The sequence below is a fragment of the Streptomyces sp. NPDC059003 genome (assembly GCF_042740445.1).
GTDB lineage: Bacteria > Actinomycetota > Actinomycetes > Streptomycetales > Streptomycetaceae > Streptomyces.
Map to the genome: position 1 here is coordinate 1 of NZ_JBHYJH010000096.1, position 20,663 is coordinate 20,663.

At 71.4% G+C, this 20,663-nt stretch carries 22 protein-coding genes and 2 pseudogenes; 15 read left to right on the plus strand and 9 right to left on the minus strand.

The features are described from left to right. Window positions 1-424 precede the first annotated feature (424 nt). Window positions 425-1,645 carry an ABC transporter substrate-binding protein gene (locus tag ACFWZ5_RS28595; protein WP_384792505.1) on the minus strand — a complete coding sequence of 407 codons (1,221 nt, stop codon included), beginning with the start codon at window positions 1,643-1,645 and terminating at the stop codon, window positions 425-427. 379 nt (window positions 1,646-2,024) lie between these two features. Between ACFWZ5_RS28595 and ACFWZ5_RS28600 the strand changes: the two genes are divergently transcribed. From ACFWZ5_RS28600 to ACFWZ5_RS28620, 5 genes and pseudogenes are all read left to right on the plus strand, one after another. Then, complete coding sequence (locus ACFWZ5_RS28600; protein WP_384792382.1) at window positions 2,025-3,002, plus strand: ROK family protein; 978 nt, start codon at window positions 2,025-2,027, stop codon at window positions 3,000-3,002. Between the two features lie 7 nt (window positions 3,003-3,009). After that, window positions 3,010-4,152 (plus strand): N-acetylglucosamine-6-phosphate deacetylase, encoded by a 1,143-nt coding sequence (nagA, locus tag ACFWZ5_RS28605; RefSeq protein ID WP_384792385.1) that lies wholly within the window; start codon window positions 3,010-3,012, stop codon window positions 4,150-4,152. 130 nt (window positions 4,153-4,282) lie between these two features. Then, complete coding sequence (locus ACFWZ5_RS28610) at window positions 4,283-5,218, plus strand: 1-phosphofructokinase family hexose kinase (RefSeq protein ID WP_384792388.1); 936 nt, start codon at window positions 4,283-4,285, stop codon at window positions 5,216-5,218. A gap of 60 nt (window positions 5,219-5,278) precedes the next feature. Beyond that, window positions 5,279-6,024 (plus strand): annotated as a pseudogene (locus ACFWZ5_RS28615) (class II fructose-bisphosphate aldolase). A gap of 112 nt (window positions 6,025-6,136) precedes the next feature. Next, complete coding sequence (locus tag ACFWZ5_RS28620; RefSeq protein WP_384792391.1) at window positions 6,137-6,436, plus strand: peptidase inhibitor family I36 protein; 300 nt, start codon at window positions 6,137-6,139, stop codon at window positions 6,434-6,436. A gap of 85 nt (window positions 6,437-6,521) precedes the next feature. On the opposite strand, the gene ACFWZ5_RS28625 is transcribed toward ACFWZ5_RS28620, so the two are convergent. Next, window positions 6,522-7,514 carry a carbohydrate-binding protein gene (locus ACFWZ5_RS28625; protein ID WP_384792394.1) on the minus strand — a complete coding sequence of 331 codons (993 nt, stop codon included), beginning with the start codon at window positions 7,512-7,514 and terminating at the stop codon, window positions 6,522-6,524. A gap of 88 nt (window positions 7,515-7,602) precedes the next feature. Then, window positions 7,603-9,279 (minus strand): diguanylate cyclase CdgB, encoded by a 1,677-nt coding sequence (cdgB, locus tag ACFWZ5_RS28630; RefSeq protein WP_384792397.1) that lies wholly within the window; start codon window positions 9,277-9,279, stop codon window positions 7,603-7,605. A 461-nt stretch (window positions 9,280-9,740) separates the two neighbouring features. On the opposite strand from cdgB, the gene ACFWZ5_RS28635 reads away from it, so the two are divergent. Beyond that, window positions 9,741-10,259 (plus strand): flavin reductase family protein, encoded by a 519-nt coding sequence (locus tag ACFWZ5_RS28635; RefSeq protein WP_384891523.1) that lies wholly within the window; start codon window positions 9,741-9,743, stop codon window positions 10,257-10,259. 173 nt (window positions 10,260-10,432) lie between these two features. Beyond that, window positions 10,433-10,663: pseudogene (locus ACFWZ5_RS28640) on the plus strand (flavin reductase family protein); the annotation flags it as partial. Window positions 10,664-10,725: 62 nt separating this feature from the next. On the opposite strand, the gene arfB reads toward ACFWZ5_RS28640, so the two are convergent. After that, complete coding sequence (gene arfB / locus ACFWZ5_RS28645; RefSeq protein WP_384891526.1) at window positions 10,726-11,157, minus strand: alternative ribosome rescue aminoacyl-tRNA hydrolase ArfB; 432 nt, start codon at window positions 11,155-11,157, stop codon at window positions 10,726-10,728. A gap of 253 nt (window positions 11,158-11,410) precedes the next feature. Here arfB and ACFWZ5_RS28650 point away from each other — a divergent pair, with 253 nt between their 5' ends. From ACFWZ5_RS28650 to ACFWZ5_RS28665, 4 genes are all read left to right on the plus strand, one after another. After that, window positions 11,411-11,986 (plus strand): TerD family protein, encoded by a 576-nt coding sequence (locus ACFWZ5_RS28650; protein WP_384792400.1) that lies wholly within the window; start codon window positions 11,411-11,413, stop codon window positions 11,984-11,986. 233 nt (window positions 11,987-12,219) lie between these two features. Then, on the plus strand, window positions 12,220-12,765 hold the full coding sequence (locus ACFWZ5_RS28655; protein ID WP_384792402.1) for a tellurite resistance TerB family protein: 546 nt from the start codon (window positions 12,220-12,222) through the stop codon (window positions 12,763-12,765). Between the two features lie 147 nt (window positions 12,766-12,912). Next, window positions 12,913-13,290: a PadR family transcriptional regulator gene (locus ACFWZ5_RS28660; protein WP_384792405.1), complete on the plus strand. Its 378-nt coding sequence runs from the start codon at window positions 12,913-12,915 to the stop codon at window positions 13,288-13,290. A 2-nt stretch (window positions 13,291-13,292) separates the two neighbouring features. Continuing rightward, on the plus strand, window positions 13,293-14,351 hold the full coding sequence (locus ACFWZ5_RS28665) for a hypothetical protein (protein ID WP_384792408.1): 1,059 nt from the start codon (window positions 13,293-13,295) through the stop codon (window positions 14,349-14,351). Between the two features lie 28 nt (window positions 14,352-14,379). Here the strand turns inward: ACFWZ5_RS28665 and ACFWZ5_RS28670 are convergent, their stop codons facing one another. Further along, on the minus strand, window positions 14,380-14,910 hold the full coding sequence (locus ACFWZ5_RS28670) for a Scr1 family TA system antitoxin-like transcriptional regulator (RefSeq protein ID WP_384792411.1): 531 nt from the start codon (window positions 14,908-14,910) through the stop codon (window positions 14,380-14,382). Between the two features lie 110 nt (window positions 14,911-15,020). Between ACFWZ5_RS28670 and ACFWZ5_RS28675 the strand changes: the two genes are divergently transcribed. The 4 genes from ACFWZ5_RS28675 (at window position 15,021) to ACFWZ5_RS28690 (ending at window position 17,048) form a co-directional block, all read left to right on the plus strand. Continuing rightward, window positions 15,021-15,563, plus strand: coding sequence for a DUF6879 family protein (locus tag ACFWZ5_RS28675; protein ID WP_384792413.1), 543 nt, complete (start codon window positions 15,021-15,023; stop codon window positions 15,561-15,563). Next, complete coding sequence (locus ACFWZ5_RS28680) at window positions 15,560-16,393, plus strand: helix-turn-helix domain-containing protein (protein ID WP_384792416.1); 834 nt, start codon at window positions 15,560-15,562, stop codon at window positions 16,391-16,393. Before ACFWZ5_RS28675 ends, ACFWZ5_RS28680 begins: the two co-directional genes overlap by 4 nt. Window positions 16,394-16,483: 90 nt before the next feature. Continuing rightward, the gene (locus tag ACFWZ5_RS28685; RefSeq protein WP_384792419.1) at window positions 16,484-16,612 is read left to right on the plus strand and encodes a hypothetical protein; all 129 of its coding nucleotides are present in this window, start codon (window positions 16,484-16,486) and stop codon (window positions 16,610-16,612) included. Window positions 16,613-16,628: 16 nt separating this feature from the next. After that, window positions 16,629-17,048, plus strand: a complete 420-nt coding sequence (locus ACFWZ5_RS28690) for a hypothetical protein (RefSeq protein WP_384792422.1) — start codon at window positions 16,629-16,631, stop codon at window positions 17,046-17,048. Here the strand turns inward: ACFWZ5_RS28690 and ACFWZ5_RS28695 are convergent. The 4 genes from ACFWZ5_RS28695 to ACFWZ5_RS28710 all read right to left on the minus strand — a co-directional run bounded on the left by ACFWZ5_RS28695 (window position 17,005) and on the right by ACFWZ5_RS28710 (window position 20,392). Further along, window positions 17,005-17,172, minus strand: a complete 168-nt coding sequence (locus tag ACFWZ5_RS28695; protein ID WP_384792425.1) for a DUF397 domain-containing protein — start codon at window positions 17,170-17,172, stop codon at window positions 17,005-17,007. The two genes, ACFWZ5_RS28690 and ACFWZ5_RS28695, sit on opposite strands and share 44 nt — an antisense overlap. An 11-nt stretch (window positions 17,173-17,183) precedes the next feature. Continuing rightward, window positions 17,184-18,014: a helix-turn-helix domain-containing protein gene (locus tag ACFWZ5_RS28700; protein ID WP_384792428.1), complete on the minus strand. Its 831-nt coding sequence runs from the start codon at window positions 18,012-18,014 to the stop codon at window positions 17,184-17,186. 272 nt (window positions 18,015-18,286) lie between these two features. Further along, window positions 18,287-19,759 carry a M1 family metallopeptidase gene (locus ACFWZ5_RS28705; protein WP_384792431.1) on the minus strand — a complete coding sequence of 491 codons (1,473 nt, stop codon included), beginning with the start codon at window positions 19,757-19,759 and terminating at the stop codon, window positions 18,287-18,289. A gap of 78 nt (window positions 19,760-19,837) precedes the next feature. Beyond that, window positions 19,838-20,392: a heme-binding protein gene (locus ACFWZ5_RS28710; protein WP_384792514.1), complete on the minus strand. Its 555-nt coding sequence runs from the start codon at window positions 20,390-20,392 to the stop codon at window positions 19,838-19,840. Between the last annotated feature and the right edge of the window lie 271 nt (window positions 20,393-20,663).

The following is a 20,663-nucleotide window of genomic DNA, read 5'->3' on the forward strand; positions in this document are numbered from 1 at the left end:
GCCCACCCCCTGGGAGGGCAGAAACGGGCGGGCGGGTGGGAAACAAACCGCCGCGATAGCGGCGGAAACCCCCCACCGACCCGCACCCACCCACAACCGCGACGCACCCCCCACCGACCCCACCGGGTCGGACACGCCCCCGCCCCGCCGCTCCGCGGCGGGATCTACCCCGCCCACCCACCCCATGCGCTTCTCACCGGGCGGATGCGCCTCCGGCCCGCCGCTCCGCGGCGGGATTTCCCCGCCCACCCACCCCATGCGCAGCCGCAAGGCCCGGCGCAGTGCGGATGGTCAGCCCCGGCGATCACCGCGAAGACCCGCAGCCGCCGGCGGCGCGCAACCCCCGCAGGGGGCGTCCACCCCGCGGACGACTGGAAACGGGCGGGCGGGTGGGAGGGGGGGACCGTTCCCCGGCCCGGGAGGGCTACTGGGCGTTGTCTTCCGCCGCCGCCCGCGCATCCAACTGCCCCAGCGTCCCCTCGGGATTCCCGTTCGGGGTGACGGTCGAGCCGATGTACTTCTTGATCTGGACGGAGACCTGCGCCCAGGACGTCCGGCCGACGGGGTAGAGCTGCGACGTGGGCAGCTCCTTCAGGAAGCCGCCGAGCTTCGCCGAGTCCTCCTTGTCGTCGGCCATGGCCTCGGACGCGGACGTCGTCACCGGCAGCAGGTCGTACTCGCGCGAGAAGTCGAGCACGTTCTGCTTGCTGTAGACGAAGTTGAGGAACTCGCTGATCTCCTTGCGGTGGCCGTTCTGCTTGAAGGCCATCATCCAGTCGGCGACACCCATGGTGGCCTGCGCCTTGCCGTTGACCCCCGGCATCGGCACCATGCCGAACTTGATGCCCTTCTTGCCGGCCATCTGCATCAGCGTGGGGTGCCCGTTGAGCATGCCCACCTCGCCGCGCGTGAACGCGGCGAAGGCCTCGGCGCGGTTCAGCTTGCCGGGCGGCGTCGGCCCGGTCAGGCCCTTGCCGACGAGCTCGTCCTTCAGCCAGGTGAAGGTCGCGACGTTCTGCTTGGAGTTGATGTCGTACGAGCCGACGTTGTCGGTGTAGCCGCCGCCTCCGCTGAGCATCCACTGGAGCGTCTCGGCCTGCGCCTCCTCCGGGCCGAGCGGCAGCGCGTACGGGTACTTCACGCCGCGCGCCTTCAGCTTCTTCGCGGCGGCCTGGAGCTGGCTCCAGGTCTGCGGCGGGGTGACGCCGGCGGCCTTGAAGAGCTTCTCGTTGTAGAAGAGCAGCCGCGTGGACGCGGCGAACGGCATGCCGTACTGGACGCGGTTCACCAGGCCCGCCTTCGACAGCGGGGAGAGGAAGTCGGCCTGGGTGGGGATGGAGAGCACGTCGTCGGCGCTGTACAGCTTGTCCTGCGCGGCGTAGTCGGCGTACGCGCCGATCTGGGCGAGGTCGGGCGCCTCGTCGTCCGCGACCATCTCCTTGACCTTGCGGTCGACGTCCGTCCACGAGTAGACGTTGACGTCGATCTTGATGCCGGGGTGCTCGGACTCGAACTTCTTCGCCAGCTTGTCCCAGTACTTCTTGGAGCTGTTCGCCGACGAGTCGCCGTAGTCGGCCGCGACGAGCTTGAGCGTCACGTCGTCCGATCCGCTCGATTCGCCGCACCCGGCGAGCAGCGCCGCCATGCTCAGTGCGGCCACCGCCGCCGTCAGCCCCGTCACGCGCCGCTGCACTGCTGTTTCCCACCCTCGTCGGATCTCACTGAACTGCGAGTTTCCCCCGCGTCAAGACACCAGGTCTACACCACCCGAGTATCACTTCGGCAACGGCGGTCACCCCTTGCCGCACGGGCGCCTCCGGCACCGGCCGCCAATCGGAACGCCCCCGTCCACCCCACCCCGCGCAACTCCCGTACCGACAGGGAGCCTTGGTGCGGGCCGGGCCGCACCCGCCGACGCCGCGCACCCCCCACGGGAGCCGCCCGCCCCCCGTCGGGGTGGAAACGGCCGCACGGGAGGGAAACTGGACTAGACCTCTCCCGGGGTCACACGCGACACTGTCCCCGTGAGACATGTCATCGCCCTCGACGTGGGCGGCACAGGAATGAAGGCCGCCCTGGTCGGGGCGGACGGCACGCTGCTCCACGAGGCCCGCCGCCCGACCGGCCGCGACCGCGGCGCGGACGCGGTCGTCGAGTCGATCCTCGACTTCGCGGCGGACCTGCACGCCCACGGCCTGGACCGGTTCGGCGAGCCCGCGGCCGCGGCGGGCGTGGCCGTCCCCGGCATCATCGACGCCGAGAACGGCATCGCGGTGTACGCGGCCAACCTCGGCTGGAGCGACGTACCCCTCAGGGACAGGCTCAGCGCCCGCCTGGACGGCCTCCCCGTGGCGCTCGGCCACGACGTCCGCACCGGCGGCCTCGCCGAGGGCCGCCTCGGCGCGGGCCGGGGCGCCGACCGGTTCCTGTTCGTGCCGCTCGGCACCGGCATCGCAGGCGCCATCGGCATCGACGGCACCATCGAGCCGGGCGCCCACGGCTCCGCGGGCGAGATCGGCCACATCGTCGTACGCCCCGGCGGCCCGCCCTGCGGCTGCGGCCAGCGCGGCTGCCTGGAGCGCCTGGCCTCCGCGTCCGCGGTGAGCGAGGCCTGGGCGCGCGCCAGCGGGGACCCCGCCGCGGACGCGGCGGACTGCGCGAAGGCCGTGCGCTCCGGCGACCCCCGCGCCGTCGAGGTCTGGCAGGACGCGGTGGACGCGCTCGCCGACGGCCTCCTGACGGCGCTCACTCTGCTGGACCCGGACACGCTGATCATCGGTGGCGGTCTCGCGGAGGCCGGGGAAACCTTGTTCACACCGCTGCGGAAGGCGGTCGCGGACCGCGTGGTGCAGTTCCAGACGCTGCCCGAGATCGTCCCCGCGGCGCTCGGCGACGCCGCGGGCTGCCTGGGCGCGGGCCTCCTGGCCTGGGACCTGCTCGCCGCCCCCACCACCGAGCCCGCCGAAACCCCCACCGAAACCCCCACCGATTCACGGAGGTAACCACCTGATGGCCACTAGCAAGGTTCTCGCCGGTGCTCAGGTGGTACTGCCCACCGGGACCGTCCCCCACGGCCGCGTGATCGTCGACGAGAGGGGGCGCATCGCCGGGAGCGCTCCCGCGGACGCCGAGACCGTCGACCTCACCGGACACTGGCTGGTCCCCGGCTTCGTCGACATGCACAACCACGGCGGTGGCGGCGCGTCCTTCACCAACGGCACCGTCGAGGACATCCTGCGCGGCGTCCACACGCACCGCCTGCACGGCACCACCACCGTCGTCGCCTCCACGGTGACGGGCGACATGGACGCGCTCGCCCAGCGCGCCGGACTGCTCTCCGAGCTCGCCGAGCAGGGCGACATCGCGGGCGTCCACTTCGAGGGCCCGTTCATCTCGCCGTGCCGCAAGGGCGCGCACAGCGAAGAGCTGCTCCGCGACCCGGACCCGGCCGAGGTGCGCAAGCTGCTCGACGCGGCCCGCGGCCAGGCCAGGATGGTCACGCTCGCCACGGAGCTGCCCGGCGGCATCGACTCCGTACGGCTCCTCGCCGAGCACGGCGTGATCGCGGCGATCGGCCACACCGACGCCACGTACGAGCAGACCGTCGAGGCCATCGACGCGGGCGCCACCGTCGCCACGCACCTCTACAACGCGATGCCGGCCCTCGGCCACCGCGCCCCCGGCCCGATCGCCGCGCTCCTCGAGGACGAGCGGATCACGGTCGAGCTGATCAACGACGGTACGCATCTGCACGCCGCCTCCTTCCAGCTGGCCTTCCACCACGCGGGCGCCGACCGCGTCGCGCTCATCACGGACGCGATGGACGCGGCGGGCTTCGGCGACGGCACGTACCACCTCGGCCCCCTCGAAGTCGTCGTCGCGGACGGCGTCGCGCGGCTCGCCGAGGGCGGCTCGATCGCGGGCTCGACGCTGACCCAGGACCGCGCGTTCAAGCGGTCGGTGACGGTCGACGGCCTGCCCGTCGAGGACGTCGTCGCCGCGATCTCCGCGAACCCGGCGAAGCTCCTCGGCCTCTACGACCGGGTCGGCTCCCTGGAGCCCGGCAAGGACGCCGATGTCGTCGTCCTGGACGCCGAGTTCACGCTCAAGGGCGTGCTGCGCAAGGGCGAATGGATCGTCGACCCGCGCTGACCCCGAGCCGCTGAGGCGGTTGGCCCCGAGGACTGGGCCAACCGCCTTCTTTTTGGCATGATCAGGCCCCGAAAGCCGTGAGCAGTACGCGCGTTACGTGTCCTTGTTCCGTGTTCCCGGGGGTGAAGCAGTGATCGTCACGGTCACGCTCAACGCCGCCCTGGACATCACGTACCGCGTCCCGTCCCTCACGCCCCACACCACCCACCGCGTCACGGACGTCACCGAACGCGCGGGCGGCAAGGGCCTGAACGTCGCCCGCGTGCTCGCCGCGCTCGGCCACGAAGTGACGGTGACCGGCTTCGCGGGCGGCGACACCGGCCGCACCCTGCGCGACCACCTCGCGCGCACCGACCGCCTCACGGACGCCCTGCGCCCCGTCGCGGGCCCCACCCGCCGCACCCTGGCCGTCGTCGACGCCCGCACCGGCGACACCACCCAGCTGAACGAGCCGGGCCCGCTCGTGACGCCCGCCGAGTGGGCCGGATTCCTCGACTCCTACGGGGAGTTGGTGCGCGGCGACGGCGTGGCGGCGGTCGCCCTGTGCGGCAGCCTGCCGCCGGGGGTCCCGGTCGGCGCGTACGCCGCCCTCGTCCGCGCCGCACGGGCCGCGGGCGTCCCCGTCCTCCTGGACACCAGCGGCGAACCCCTGCGCCGCGGCGTCGCCGCCCGCCCCGACGTCGTCAAGCCGAACGCCGACGAACTCGCCGAGCTCACCGGCTCCCACGACCCGTCCCAGGCCACCCGCGACGCCCGCCGCAGGGGCGCCCACACGGTCGTCGCCTCACTCGGCCCCGAGGGCCTCCTGGCGGTCACCCCCGACGGCACCTGGCACGCCACCCCGCCGTCCCCCGTCCGCGGCAACCCCACGGGCGCGGGCGACTCAGCGGTGGCGGGCCTCCTCTCCGGCCTCGTGGACAACCTGCCGTGGCCACAGCGCCTGGCCCGGGCGGTAGCCCTCTCCACGGCAACGGTCACCGCCCCGACCGCAGGCGAGTTCGACCGGGCGGTGTACGAGGACGTCCTGCCGAAGGTCGTGATCACGGGCACGCCGACGGCGGGCTAGCTCCACGGGACCAGCGTGCCCCACGGAAACGGGCCGCGCTCGCCCGGGAATTGGGGTCACATGCCACTGGTCACCACCGGCGAACTCGTCGCCCGCGCCCACGCCGAGGGCCGCGAGGTCGCCGCCTTCAACTCATCACCCTCGAACACGCCGAGGCCATCGCCCTTGGTGCGGAGCGCGCGGGCGCCGCCGCCGTCCTCCAGATATCCGAGAACGCCGTCCGCTTCCAAGGCGGCCGCCTCGCCCCCCCGGGGCTTCAGCTCCGTCATGTTCGACGCGTCGAAGCTGCCGTACGCCAACAACGTCAAGTCCACGGCGGATGCCGTCTGTTGGGGCCGCGAGCGGGACATCTGGGTCGAGGCGCGGCTCGGCGAGGTGGGCGGCAAGTCCGGCGAGGCCCCCTGGACGCCTACGTCCCCGGCGCCCGCACTGACCCCGCGGAGGCCCTCGCGTACGTGACCGACACCGGCGTCGACGCCCTAGCCGTGGCCATCGACTCCACCCACGCGATGACCTCCCGCACCGCGACCCTCGACCACGACCTGCTCCACGCCCTCCACGCCAACGTCCTCGTCCCCCTGGTCCTGCACGGCTCCAGCGGCGTACCGGACGACGGGATCCGCGCGGCGGTCGCTGGCGGGGTCGCCAAGGTGAACGGGGGGACCGCGCTGAACACGGCCTTCACGGCTGCGGTGCGCGCATTCCTCGCCGCGCACCCGTCGATGGCGGACCCGCGCAAGTACGTGGCGCCTGGCCGGGAAGCGATGGCAGAGACGGTGGCGCATTTCCAGCGGCTCGTCGCTTGAGCCCGTTGTCGCCTGGCGACGGCGATGACAAGATCACGACATAAGTGCCCGACACACTGATAATGGATGTGACTCTGTGAGGAAGCGCGCTCTTCTCCTGGCCGGCGCGGCCGTGATCGCCACCCTTCCATTCACCGCGCAGCCCGCTTCGGCCACGACCTGCCCCAGGGGCAAGGTGTGCACGTGGGTGAAAATCGGCTTCGGCGGGACGCGAAGTGACCGCAAACTCACACCGGGCTGCACCGGACCGGGTCTCGACGGAGGGGCGCGCACGGTGTCGAATCAGTCCGGCAAGCGCATCACGGTCTACGACGAGCCCGGATGCTACGGACAGAAGGTCGACATCAAGACGGGCCACTTCTCCAACCCCACCCCCTTCGTGGTCCGGAGCATCGCCGTTTGGGGCCCCTGATCCCCTGACTGACCGGCGTCGCGCGGACAACGCGAAGCGCTCGGCTGAGATGTCAGCCGAGCGCTTCGCAGTGTGGTGTTCGCGATCACGGCTTCACATGACCGGCCTTCAGCCAGAACTGGTCCAGATTGGCGTCGCACTCGTCGCCCGGCTGGCAGGAGACCGTGACCGTGTTGGTGCCCTTGGTCAGTTGGATATACGCGTAGGTCCGCGTCCATCCCTTGTCCCAGGCGCCTTCCTTGGCGTTGGCGAAGTTGCCCAAGTTGAGCTTGCGTTCGGACGCCGTGCCGTTCACAGCGAGTGTGGCCTTGGCGTCCTTGCCCGGAACCCCGTAGCCCACGAACAGCGTGTACGCGCCGTCCTTCGGAATGCCGTCAATGGTCCACGTCACCTGCGCACCAGGCTTGTTGAACCCCGCCACGTACACACCGCCGTCGGACTCCGCGCCCTCGATGTCGGAGGCGACCGTCGTGCCGCCCTCCAGCTTGAGGGCCTTAGCGTCGGCCTTCGGGAGTTCGGCGGGGTCTGCCGGGTTGTTCTTGGCCTTGGACGTCGTCGGGCTCGGCGGCGCAGACTCGCTCTGCCGCTGCGCGGGCCCGTCGCCCTTGGCGTCGTCCTTGCCATCGCCGCCGGTCAGCATGGCTGCGCCGATGCCGAGGGAGACGACCGCGACGACCGCGATCGCGCCGATCAGCAGGCCCTTGGTATTGGGCCCGCGGCCACGGCCCGAGGGGGCTGCCGGGGGCGGCACCTGCCGGATGGGGGCGGTGGCGCCGGGCTGGGCCTCGGGGGCGGTGTAGTGCGCGTTGGGCTGGCCGTAGCCCTGCTGGGGCTGCTGAACCGGGGGGTAGCCGTAACCCGCCTGGGCCGGGGGCTGCTGTGCCTGCCGCCCGTACTGGCGCTCGCCGACCGAACGGACCTGGTGGTACGACGACCGCGGCCCGGGGTAGCCATAGCCGCCGCCTCCCGGGGGCGGGGTGGCTCCGGCCGCCTGGCCGTCGGCGTACAGGTAGCCGAAGGGGTCGTCGTCGCCCTCGGGCGGGCGCGACGTGGGCTCGCCGTTGTTGCCGGGCGTCATTCGCAGGTCACTCCCTCGCGTCGCGGATGCGGGCGAGCCTACCCGCTCCGGGTGACCGCCCAAGGTGACGTTGACATCAGCCGGATGATCAGCCCGCGCGCCGGTGCTGCTTGGCACGGGAACGTTTCTCGATGTACATCCGCTGGTCGGCCGAGTGCAACACCTCGTCGGCCGACATGCCGCAGTGCGCCCAGCCGATGCCGAAGCTGGCGCCGACGCGCACCGCGCGCCCGTCCACCCGGATCGGGGGGATGATCGCGTTGCGCAGGCGCACCGCGAGGTCCTGCGCGTCGGCCCTGCCGAGCCCGTCGGCGAGCACCACGAACTCGTCGCCGCCGAGCCGCGCCACGGTGTCGCCGTCGCGTACGCCGCTGGTCAGCCGCCTGGCGACCTCAATGAGGACGGCGTCGCCCGTGTGGTGGCCGAAGCGGTCGTTGATCGACTTGAAGCCGTCGAGGTCGCAGAAGAGGACGGCGAGCCCCTTCGTGCCGTCGTCGGCCTCGCCCTCCTCGGGCGGCGCGACGGTGTGGACGTGGTGGTCGTAGTCCCCCTGGGCGCCGGCGTGCGCGCCGGGTGCCGGGGCGTGCCCGTGCCCGGCCGCGTGGCCGTTGCCGCCGTACAGGCCGCTGTGGTCGTACGCCGCGTCGAGGGAGTCGACCGGGCTCGGCTGGCCCGCGTGGGGTCTGCGGCACAGGCGGGCGCTCAACCGGGCGCGCAGCTCCGCCGAGTTGGGGAGTCCGGTGAGCGAGTCGTGGGAGGCGCGGTGGGCGAGCTGGAGCTCGCGCCGCTTGCGCTCCTCGATGTCCTCGACGTGGGTGAGCAGGAAGCGGGGCCCGTCGGCGGCGTCGGCGACGACCGAGTTCCGCAGCGAGACCCAGACGTACGTGCCGTCGCGGCGGCCGAAGCGGAGCTCGGCGCGGCCGCCCTCCGCCGACGTGCGGAGCAGCGTCCCGATGTCCTCGGGGTGAACGAGGTCGGAGAAGGAGTAGCGGCGCATCTGGGAGGCCGGGCGGCCGAGGAGGCGACAGAGCGCGTCGTTCGTCCGCAGGATGCGGCCGTGCTGGTCGCCGCCCATCTCGGCGATGGCCATGCCGCTCGGCGCGTACTCGAAGGCCTGCCGGAAGGACTCCTCGCTGGCCCGCAGGGCCTGCTGCTCGCGTTCGAGCCGGACCAGGGCGCGCTGCATGTTGGCGCGGAGGCGGGCGTTGCTGATGGCGATGGCGGCCTGGAAGGCGTACATCTGCAGGGCCTCACGGCCCCAGGCGCCTGGCCTGCGGCCGTTGCGCGGGCGGTCCACGGAGATCACGCCGAGCAGCTCGCCGCCGGACGCGCCGGTGGCGTACATGGGCGCGAAGAGCCGGTCGGAGGGGTGCCACTCGTCCTCGAAGCGGGGCTCGGGGCCCTCGGTGTACCACTGCGGGACGTCGTCCTCGTCGAGTATCCAGCCCTCGGTGTACGGGATGAAGCGCAGGGCGCCCCAGGCCTCGCCCATGCTCAGGCGGCGCTCCCAGGACTCGCGGGAGCCGACGCGGCCGGTGATGAGGGCCTCGGCCGCGGGGTTGCCCGCGAAGGCGGCGACGACGAGGTCGCCGTCCGGGCGCACGAGATTGACGCACGCCAGCTCATAGCCCAGGCCGTTCACCACGCCGTCGGCGACGGTCTGCAGCGTGTCCGCGAGGCTGCGGGCCGTGTTGAGGTCCGCAACCACCTGATGCAGCTGCCGCAGGGTCGCAAGACGGACGTACGGCTCCGACTCGGTCTCCATGCTCGCTCTCCCCGAGACCTCGACAGCAACTCCAGGATCCGCAGCGCCCTCTGTGTCCTCGCTGAGGCCCGGTGTCCCACGCTTCGTCGCGCTCGTGTGCCATCAGCTTCTGTGTCTGTCCGATTGCCACGGTCACTGAATCACAGCGAGCTGCCCACTCGGTACACAGGGTCAACAAAATATGGGCCCTGTGACTCAAGTCACAGGTGGGAGGCCCTGTTTGAGCCCGGAACTTGAGGCTCCCTTGAGCCATCGAGGCCCGGCGGGTCCGGCGAGGCCCGGCGGGTCCGGCGAGGCCCGGCGGGTCCGGCGAGGTCCTAGGACGAGGTCCCTAGGACCGGTCTCGGCCCGGGGGCCGATGCGGCGGGGGCGGATCGGGCACTAGCGTCGGAAGGGTGGTTGCCGACCTGACCTTGAACACTGCGAACCCGTCGCCCTCGTCCACCCTTCATCCTGTGGGGGTGAGCAACGACGAGTTCCGCGCCGCCATGTCCCGTCTGGCCGCGGGCGTGGTCCTGGTGACGGCGCACGAGCCCCCGCTGGACCCGGACGACCCGATGGCGCCGGGCGGCGAGGACGTGGGCATGACGGCCACGGCGTTCATGTCGGTCTCCCTGGACCCGCCGCTGGTCCTCGTCAGCCTGCGCACGGGCGCCCGCATGGACGACCTGCTCGCGGAGCAGCCCCTGTGGGCGGTGTCGGTGCTCGCCGAGAGCCAGCGGCACATCGCGGGCCGCTTCGCGATGAAGGGCCGGATCAGCGACCGGCTGCTCTTCGAGGACATCCCGTACGCCCGCGGCGCGGCGACCGGCGCCCCCTTGGTGCGCGGCGCGCTCGCCACCCTGGAGTGCCGTACGGAACAGACCGTGGCGGCGGGCGACCACACCCTGGTGGTCGGCCGCGTCCTGACGGCGGAGCTGCCGAGCGCGGACGGGGGGCCGCTGATGTACTTCAGGGGCCGTTACCGGCAGCTGGGCTAGCCGTCAGTACGACCGGTCGCTTACGACCAGTCCCTCACGACCAGTCCCTCACGACCAGTCCCTTACGACCAGTCCTTGCGGGACCGGCCCTGCTTCGTCTCCGCGCGGTGCTTCTTCTCGCGGAGGCGGCGCTCGTTGATGCCGCGGGGGATCCTCGTGGGGCGCCGCGGCTTGGGCGGATCAGCGACCGGCTGCTCTTCGAGGACATCCCGTACGCCCGCGGCGCGGCGACCGGCGCCCCCTTGGTGCGCGGCGCGCTCGCCACCCTGGAGTGCCGTACGGAACAGACCGTGGCGGCGGGCGACCACACCCTGGTGGTCGGCCGCGTCCTGACGGCGGAGCTGCCGAGCGCGGACGGGGGGCCGCTGATGTACTTCAGGGGCCGTTACCGGCAGCTGGGCTAGCCGTCAGTACGACCGGTCGCTTACGACCAGTCCCTCACGACCAGTCCCTCACGACCAGTCCCTTACGACCAGTCCTTGCGGGACCGGCCCTGCTTCGTCTCCGCGCGGTGCTTCTTCTCGCGGAGGCGGCGCTCGTTGATGCCGCGGGGGATCCTCGTGGGGCGCCGCGGCTTGGGCGGCGGCGCGGTGGCCTCGGCGAGGAGGGCGGCGAGGCGCGTGGCCGCCGTCTCGCGGTTGCGCCACTGGGAGCGGTGCTCGCTCGCCCGCACGGTGACGACGCCGTCGACGAGCCGGGACGCGAGCCGCTCCAGGGCCCGCTGCTTCCACACCTCGGGCAGGGCTTCGGTCCGCGCCAGGTCGAACCGCAGCTCCACCTGCGAGTCGCTGGTGTTCACATGCTGGCCGCCGGGCCCGGACGAACGGGAGAAACGCCACATGAGCTCGGCCTCCGGCAGGGAGACCGAGCCGCGGATGACGTGAACGCGACCGGACATGCCTCCTATGATCCCGCGCCCGCACGCGGTGCGACACCCGTTTTCCGCCGCCCCTCCCCGGTGTCCGCCACCCCACGCCACCACCCGCCACGGCCCGCCCACGCATGCCGCCGCGTGCTTCAGCAAAGAAGGTAAAGAAGACGGGTCGCATATGGAACCTTCGATACCCCCCGCGGCGTTCATAAGGGTGCCGGTAGCTTCGCCCCCAGAGTGAAGCCCGTATGCATGGCGACTAGGGAAGGGACTCCCAACAATGGCTGTAAGCCTGTCCAAGGGCGGCAACGTCTCGCTCACCAAGGAGGCACCGGGCCTGACCGCCGTCACGGTCGGCCTCGGCTGGGACGTCCGCACCACCACGGGCACCGACTTCGACCTGGACGCCTCCGCGATCGCGGTGAACACCCAGGGCAAGGTCTACTCGGACGCCCACTTCGTCTTCTTCAACAACAAGGCGACGCCGGACCAGACGATCGTCCACACCGGCGACAACCTCACGGGCCAGGGCGAGGGCGACGACGAGCAGATCAACGTCAACCTCGCGGGCCTGCCCGCCGACATCGAGAAGATCGTCTTCCCGGTCTCGATCTACGACGCCGAGAACCGCTCGCAGAACTTCGGCCAGGTCCGCAACGCGTTCATCCGCATCGTGAACCAGGCGGGCGGCGCCGAGATCGCCCGCTACGACCTGAGCGAGGACGCCGCCACGGAGACCGCCATGGTCTTCGGCGAGCTGTACCGCAACGGCGCGGAGTGGAAGTTCCGCGCCGTCGGCCAGGGGTACGCCTCGGGCCTGGTCGGCATCGCCCAGGACTTCGGCGTCAACGTCTGATCCGACGCCCGGCAGTGACGCACTGCGGCTCGACGGGCCCCGGCCGGTATACAACCGGCCGGGGCCCGTCCCGTACGCGGGTACGGGAAGCCGGTGCGGGAAGCGGGTGCGGGAAGCGGGTGCGGGAAGCGGGTGCGGGAAGCGGGTACGGGGAGTCCGCCGGGGAACTTCGGGGGAACGGGACGGCGTTGGCAGAACGACGTTCAGAACCGACCGAAGCCGAGGTGGCACAGATGGCGATGTGGGACAAGATCAAGGACCAGGCCAAGAATCTCCAGCAGGCGCAGGGCGGGCGCGGCGCCGGCGGGCACGGGCCGACGGGCGGCAGGTCCGGGGGCTCGAAGGCCCAGCTGGTGAGCATGCTCAAGTCCCAGCTCACCTCGCTCAAGTCGGAGCTGAAGAGCGGTGCGTACCGCGACGCGAGCATGGCGATGTGCGCCCTGGTGGCCGCCGCCGACGGCACGGTCGACCCGGCGGAGCGCCAGCACGTGGAGTCGCTGATCCTGCAGAACGACGTGCTGCAGAACTTCCCGCCGGACCAGCTCCGCCAGCGCTTCAACAAGCACGTGGACCAGCTGTCCTTCAACTTCCAGCAGGGCAAGGCGGAAGTGATGCAGGAGATCGCCAAGGCGGCGAAGAAGCCCGCGGAGGCGCGGGCGGTCGTGCAGACCGGCTTCGTCGTCGCGGGCGCGGACGGGTATGTGGCCCCGGCCGAGGAGCAGGTCCTGCGGGAGGCGTGCGCGGCGCTCGGCCTGTCCCCGCAGGAGTTCGGCCTCTGAGCGCCGCTCGGAGCCTGGTCTCCGAGCACCGCTCGTCACCTCGTCACCTCGTCGCCTCGACACCAGGGGCACCCGCCTGCCCCTGGTGTCCGCGCGCCCGACTATTCTGGATTCCGTAATAGTCGGTGAGGCGGAGGAGTGACAGCGGTGGCGGCAGACGCGGCGGCGGACGTGCCGACGGCCTGGTCCCGGGCCGCGCTGCCCCTGTGCCTCCTCGGCGTGCTCGACGCCGAGGCGCGGAGCTACGGCTACGCGCTGCTCGGCCGCCTCGCCGACGCGGGCCTCACCGGCGTGAAGCCCGCCACGCTCTATCCCGCGCTCACCCGCCTCGAAGAGGAGGGCGCCGTCGAGATCGAGTGGGGCGCGGGGGACGGCGGGCCCGGGCGGAAGTACTACCGGATCACCGAAGCGGGGCGGCAGCGGCTGCGGCGGGAGCGGGACGCCTGGCAGGCGTTCACCGGCGCCGTCGCCACCCTGGCCGCCCCCGCCGACGGGGCGGCGCACGAGGGTGCGCGGGGGGACTGAGCATGGCCAGGTCACGTAACGACGCACCGCGCTGGGACCGCGAGGAGGACAAGGACTGGGCGGCCACCGTGGAGGTGCGGCTCGTCCTCGACCACGACGCGCCCGCCGGGCTCGCCGCCGAAGTCCTCGCGGAGGCACACGAGCTGGTGCGCGCGGAGGGGCGGACGGCCCGCGAACTGCTCGGCGAGCCCGAGGCGTACGCACGGGCGGTCGCCGAGGAGCGCGTCGGCGAGGAGCACCGCGCGCGGACCGACGTGCACGGCCTCACCCCCGGGGAGCGCCTCACCTCCTCGCTCGCCACGATCGGCGGCGTCGGGATCCTCCTCGGCGCCCTGCAGTGGGTGCGCGACGGGCTGTGGGTGGACGCGAGCGGAAGCGGCGTCGCGGCCTTCGCCACGGTCGTCGTCGCCGTCGTCCTCGTCGCCGTGGCCACCGTCGCGGGCGCCGCCGGACGCGTCAAGGGCGCCTACGGCTTCGCGGCGGCCACGGTCGGCGTCGTCGGCGGCGGGGCCGCGGTCGCCACGCTCGTGCCTGACGGGCGGCTCTTCAGCGTGCCGGTGCCGGTGCTCATGGCGGTGTGCGGCGGGTGGATCGCGGGGGCCGTGGCATTCCCGGACCGGGTCGCCGACCGGTGGTTCACCCCCGCGCCGGCCGGCCGCGACGACGAAGCCTGGCTCCGTCGGCTCGGGGGTCTGCTGCGCGGGCGGCACGCCATGACCGGCGGTGAGGCGCGCGGACACGTGCGGGAGGCGCGGGCACATCTCGCCGCGGCACCCGGCGCGGGCGCCGCCGACGTCTTCGGCGACGTGGAGATCTACGCCCACCGCCTCGCCGACGGCCCCCGCAAACAGCGCCGCCTCGCACGACGCAAGCTGTACGGCTCGGGCCTGATGCTCGCCGTGGTCGGCGTCCTGCTGGTGGAGCGGGTGCTGGACGGGGGGATCTCCTGGGACCTGTGGCTGCCGTTGTGGACGGGGGCGTTCGGGGCGATGGCGTGGACGGCGGTGTCGGAGTGGCGGGAGAGCCGGGTGCCTTCGCGGGCATCCGGGGAGCAGGGCTGAGGGCGGACCGGCGCGGACACGCGGGCTTTCAGCCCTCCAGGGCGCCCAGCTCGGCCTGGATCAGGTCCCGAGCCTTGTCGCCGTACACGGCTGACCGCTCAAGCCAGGTGAACGCCTTCTCGTAGACGGCGACTTCCGACCCGTCGGTGATGGTGAGTGTGTGATACGTCCGCCCGCCCTGCCCGATGAACTGTGCACGTGCCGTGCGCCGGGCCACTCCGGCCTCGATGTCGTCGGGGATCTCATGGAAGTCGATGACACGCCGGAGGACGGCGCGGGCGTAGCCCGGCGTCTGGAGGTTGCCACACACGATGTCGGCGCAGTAGTGACGCGAATCCCGCGTCCGGTCCGTGAGTTCCAGGAACTCGCCCTGGATCGGTCCGATTCCTCTGGAAAGGTATGCGTCCCATGGCTCAGGCGTGTGCCCAGCAGTTGGCGTCATACAGGGAGGACTTCCCGCAGCGATTGCCCGCAACCGGCCTCGGCTCTGTCCGCCGCGCAATCCGAAGCAATCGGCACGTGCACCTTCACCGGGCGGTGCACCCTGGAGTTTCACCATCCTGCCGCATGGGAGACCTTGATGACGCTCCGGTTCCTCGGCACCACCAGCGACGACGGCGACTGCCCCGCGTGCGCTGCTGACGCGCTTCGCGCCCAAGGAGTGACCGAGTGGCTGAGCCTGAACTGATCCCCTTCCCTGAAGTGGCGCACCTCTTCAAGGACTTCGAGTACTCCGCCTGGCGTCTGGAGACACGTCGCGGGTACGCCTCGGACCGCAGAAGCGCCAAATGGCAGCGCTGGCGGGACGGTGAGGACATCAGCGGAGGTCCCGACAACGACTGGCGCCGCAACGTGCGGTCCCAGACCCGCGCGGGCAAGCGGTTCGAGCGGGTTCGCCTGGTCGACGACCCGCCGACTGACGGTCAGCGCTTCCTGCTGGTGAGTGGACTGGGCAATGTCGCCGCAGGCGAGGACATCCGCAACCTCTACCGGCAGGATGCGCGGCGCCTGGGCCTGCCCGATTTCGACTTCTGGCTCTTCGATTCCAAGGTTGTCGTGAAGTTCCACTTCGACGACGAGGACACCACCCTCGGAGTCGAGGTGATCGACGAGCCCCGTACCGTGATCGCCGCCTGCCAGGCGCGTGAGGCCGCCTGGCATCACGCGATCCGTACCGTCGACTTCCAGCGGCAGGTACCTTCCACCATGTGAGCACGGACTTCCAGAGCGCCAGAGTCGCCCTCGGAGCGCGGCTGCGTGAGCTACGCGCCGAGGCCGGTCTCGACGGGAAGGGGGTCGCCGAGCGACTGGGCTGGCAGCGCTCCAAGGTCAGCCGCATCGAGAACGGCAAGCAGACGCCGTCACTGGGCGACCTCAGGATGTGGACCGTTGCCGTGGAACGCCCGGACGTCCTGAACGAGTTGAAGGGCCGCCTTGCCGGGCTCGAGACGCAGTACCGCTCCTGGCGTCGGCAGCTGGCCGGCGGCCACCGGGCCCGGCAGGAAGTCGCCATCGCGGAAACCGCCGCCACTCGCGTCATTCGCGGTTTCGAGGTCTCCCGGATCCCAGGCCTCTTCCAGACACCCGAATACGCTCGCCACGTCTTCAAGGCCAACGCCGAGTTCCGCCAGATCACCAAGGACGTCGAAGACGCCGTGCGGGCCCGCATTCGCCGCCAGGAAGCGCTGTACGAGCCCGGCCGCCGGTTCCGCTTCCTGATCTGGGAGGGTGCCCTCCATATGCTCCTGTGCCCTCGGAACGTCATGCGTGACCAGCTCGATCGGCTCGTCAGCCTCGACACCGTGGAACTGGGAATCATCCCCTTCAGCGCACAACTGCGCCGCACACCGGCCCATGGGTTCTGGATCTACGACCAGCGCCTCGTCATCGTCGAGACCATCAACACGGAGATGTGGCTCGACGACGAGGACGGCATCCAGCCGTACGGCCGCGCCTGGCAATGGCTCTCCGAATCAGCGGTCCAAGGCCATCAAGCCCGCCAGTTGATCCACCGGGCCCGGACATCTCTCGACCCGCATTGATCCGCAACGCAGACCAATCGCCCTGAGCTCAGCAGCAATTCGGTGCAATCGTCGCGCAATTGCGTCATTGCTGTCATTACCGTCCGGCGCATGGACACTCAGGAGGTCACCATGCGCTTCCGGCTGGACGCGATCAAGGCCGATCCGGAGGACGACGACGGCCAGGGCGGCAACGACGACGGCGGGTGTGGTGACGGGGACGGCTGCGGCCGTCAGTGACAGGAAAGGCCCGCGCATGGGCAGGCACCACCACGGCTACGTCTGGGTCGGTAACGCGGCCGCCCTCGTCCCGCAGGATCCCCGCCGCGCGGGGCACCCGGACTTCGCCGCCTCCCCCGTCCCGCCCCTTGAGCTGGCGCACTGGCTGCTCAAGTCCGGCTCGTTCGTACGGGGTACGTTCACCGCGCCCGAGGAGGCCACGGCCTGGGTCGACGCGGCGGCGCGCCCCTACGTGGGCGAGCTGCTGCCCGCGCAGCTCGCGTCGGCCGGTGCCGCCGTCGTCGGCGGCGAGGACTTCGCCGGGGGCTGGTACGTGAGCGGGCAGCGGTTCCTGGCGGTGCATCTGGTGGCGTGCTCGCCGCACCGGTTCCGGCCGGAGTACGGGTGCCCGGTCAGCGTAGGGCGCGGATCAGGGCGGACAGTTCCTGGCGGGTGAGGGTAAGGATGTCGTCGGGGGTGTCGCTTTCGCGGAGGAGTATGTGGCCCTCGCGGGGGGCGAGTTCTATGCAGTTCCCACCCTCCACACCCGAAAAGGAGGACTTCTGCCACTGCGGGGACACTACGGTTCCTTTCAGAGTTCTCGCACGATGCGGCGGATGAGGCTGCGGGAGTCCCGTTCGCCGAGCGATGACCGCTCAGCGACGTCAAGCAGCCCCCGGTACCTCTTGAGCTGGGCCGCATCCCCCAGGAAGAAACTCCCCAGAGGGCTGTCCACCTGTACCGTGTCCAGTTGCGGTACGACTCCTCCCGCATACATCGGCGCATCCGTCGCCTCGATGAACTCCTCGCAGGAGAAGGGGAGGACCCGCAAGGTCACCGTCGGCCACTCCGACGCTTCCAGCAGGTATACGAGCTGTCCCTTGGTGACCTTACGTCCGCCGAAGCGGATGCGCAGCGCCGCTTCATGGACGATCGCAAGGAACGGCGGCGGTGTGTCCCGCTCGAAGATGCGCCGACGACACAGCCGGAATTCGACTCGGGCGTCCACGTCGCCGGCCGGAATCATCGGCCGGTAGGTGCGGTGGATGGCTCTGATGTACTCCTCGGTCTGCAGAATGCCCGGCACGTTCACGACGTTGACGCTTCTCAAGTGCGTGGCGTGACACTCCAGTTCAGCAAGGTCGAGAAGGCCCGGCCCGAGTACACCCCGATACTCCTCCCACCAGCCTTTCGCCCGTTCCTCCGCCATGGCACACAGCGCGTCGACGAGCTTCTCATCCGTGGCCAGGTAGAAGGCCGCGAGACGTCGAACCCGCTCCGCGCTGACGCCCCAACGTCCGGACTCGATATGGCTGATCTGCGCCTGGTTGCCGCCGAGCAGCGCTCCCGCTTCGCGGGCAGCCTTCCCGGCGGCTTCGCGAAGCTTGCGCAACTCCGCCCCCAACACCGGAGTTGACGCCATGGGACAGCCGGAACCCCACCGCTACCGCCTCACCACCCCCAACACCCCCCTCTCCCCCAAGATCTGCCGCGACACCGTCGCGATACTCCTCGCCGCCACCGGCCACCACCCCGACCTCCTGGAGCTGGCGGGGCGTGGGCGTGGCCCGGCCGCGCAGCAGGAATCCGTCGAGGTGAACCTCGGTGGAGCCGGGCTCGGCGCCCGCGAGGCGGCTCGCAGGTCTGGTTCGAGCTGCGCGGATAGCGCGCCGTCCTGCGCAAGCCGCCGCAGGGCTACCGCTCGTCCGGCTTGCCGTCGCCGTACAGCCAGTCCGACCACACCGTCTGCAGTTCCTCGCGGGCCTCGTCGTCGCCCGCGTGCTGGTCGACGTACGTGGTGAAGTCCTTGGTGTCGGCGTTCCGGTGGCGGTAGGTCTTCGCCCAGCCCTGGATGATGTCGTAGAAGGTCTCGTCGCCGACGGTCTCGCGGATCTTCTGGATGACCATGGCGCCGCGGTCGTAGACGGGGGCGTCCGAGATGCTCGCGGCGTCCGGCTGCTTGGCGGGCGGGAAGTCCCAGACCTCCTCGTTGTCGTTCTCGTCCTCGTAGAGGTCGCCGTCGTAGAGCGCGTCGACGGTCTCCTCGACCGTCATGTCGCCGAAGTCCTCCTCGTACAGCCACTCCGCGTACGTCGCGAAGCCCTCGTTGAGCCACATGTCCTGCCAGGTCTTCGGCGTGACGGAGTTGCCGTACCACTGGTGGGCCAGCTCGTGGACGAGGGTGGAGGTGTCCGATTCCGAGACGGGGAAGACCGGCTTGGTCTGGGTTTCCAGGGCGTAGCCCAGGCCCACGCGGCCTTCGGCGATCGCGCCGGTGGAGGAGAACGGGTAGTCGCCGAAGTTCTCCTCGGCCCAGTCCATGATGTCCGGGATCTTCGCGAAGACCTTCTTGATCCGCTTCTTCTTGTCGTCGGGGATCGTCGGGTCGACGGCCGTGAAGACCGGGGTGTCGTTCGCCATCGACGTCTCGGTGTCGTACCTGCCGACGGCGACCGTCGCCAGGTAGCTCGCCATCGGCTCGGCGCTGTGCCAGGCGAAGGTGGTGCGGCCGTTCGTCGTGGTCTGCCGGGTCAACTCGCCGTTGGAGACGGCCGTCAGGCCCTTGGGCACGGTGACCTCTATGTCGTACGAGGCCTTGTCGCTCGGGTGGTGGTTGCCCGGGAACCACGCCTTCGAGCCCGCCGGCTCGCCCGTCGCGAGGGCGCTCTTCTCGCCCTTCAGCCAGCCCTCCTTGGCGCCGTCGACATCGGTGATCGTCTGCGGCGTGCCCGAGTAGCGGACGGTCGCGCGGAACGTCTCGTCCCGGTCGAGGTCGTCGTGCGGGCGCACGGTGAGCTCGTCGCCCGCGCGCTGGACGCGGGCCTTCTTGCCCTCGACGGTGACGCTCTCGACGTCGAGGCCGCGCAGGTCCAGGTTGAAGGCGCTGAGGTTCTTGGTGGCGCGGGCCGTGATCTCCGCCGTGCCCTTGAGGTGGCGGGACTCGGGGTCGTAGCCGAGCTTCAGGCCGTAGTGCTGTACGTCGTATCCGCCGTTGCCGAGCTTCGGGTAGTACGGGTCGCGGACGCCCGCGGCGCCGGGGGTGCCGTCGACTCCGCCGGTGGTGCAGGCGGTGAGCGCGGCGGCGAGGGCCCCGGCGCTGAGGAGCGCGAACGCGGCGCGGCGGGCGTGGGGCCCCTTGGTCAGGGGGGCGAGGGCACGGTAGTTCACCTCGGTGATCCTATGGCCACCGCTCATCGGGGTCAGGGGCCCCACGCCTCATCGCCTCATCGCCTCATCGCCGGGGCGTCAGCGGGCCAGCGCCGCCACGCCCGCCTTCGCGAACTTCTCGTCCAGGTCGCCGCTGGGCGCGCCCGCGACGCCGATGCCCGCGACGGGGGCGCTCTTGGCGGTGACGGGGGCGCCGCCCGCGAGGAACAGGGTGCCGGGGATGTCCTTCAGGTTCGGCGCCTGCTCCAGGCGCTTGGCGAGCTCGGAGGTCGGGGCGTTCCAGGACACGGCCGTGTACGCCTTGCGCTCGGCGGACTCGTACGACTGCGGGCCCGCGCCGTCGCCGCGCAGCGTCACGATGGTGTTGCCGTTGCGGTCGACCACGGAGACCGTGACGCGCTGGTTCTCCTTCTTGGCGGCGTCCAGGCTGGCCTGCGCGGCCTTGGTGGCGGCTGCCACGGTCAGGTGCGTGGACTGGGTGAGGTTGCGGCTGCCCGCGTCGGCGGCGACGGGGGCCTTGGTGGCTGCGTCGGGCGTTCCGGCGGAGGCGGAGACGGCACCGACGGTTCCGGCGGCGGTGGCCACGAGGACGGCGGTGACGAGGACGCGGGTGCGGGCGGAGGGCTTCTTCAGGGTCAGGGGCTTCTTCATGACCGTGGGCTCCTTCGGGCGGGGTACGGGGGTGGGGTTCGGGAGGCGGACGGCGCCGCGTCCTGCCCTGCCCTCGATCCTGGTGCCGCTTCCCGGCCCGGCCCGTCGGCGTACCGGCTCGGGCCCGCGGGCGGATCGGCCGATCCCCGGGTCAGCCGATCGGCTGACCCGCGCCTGGCCCCGACGGGCCACAATGAGGGTGTTTGCCCAGTTCACACGCGCGGCGAGGGAAGGAGGCACGAGGTGGACGAGG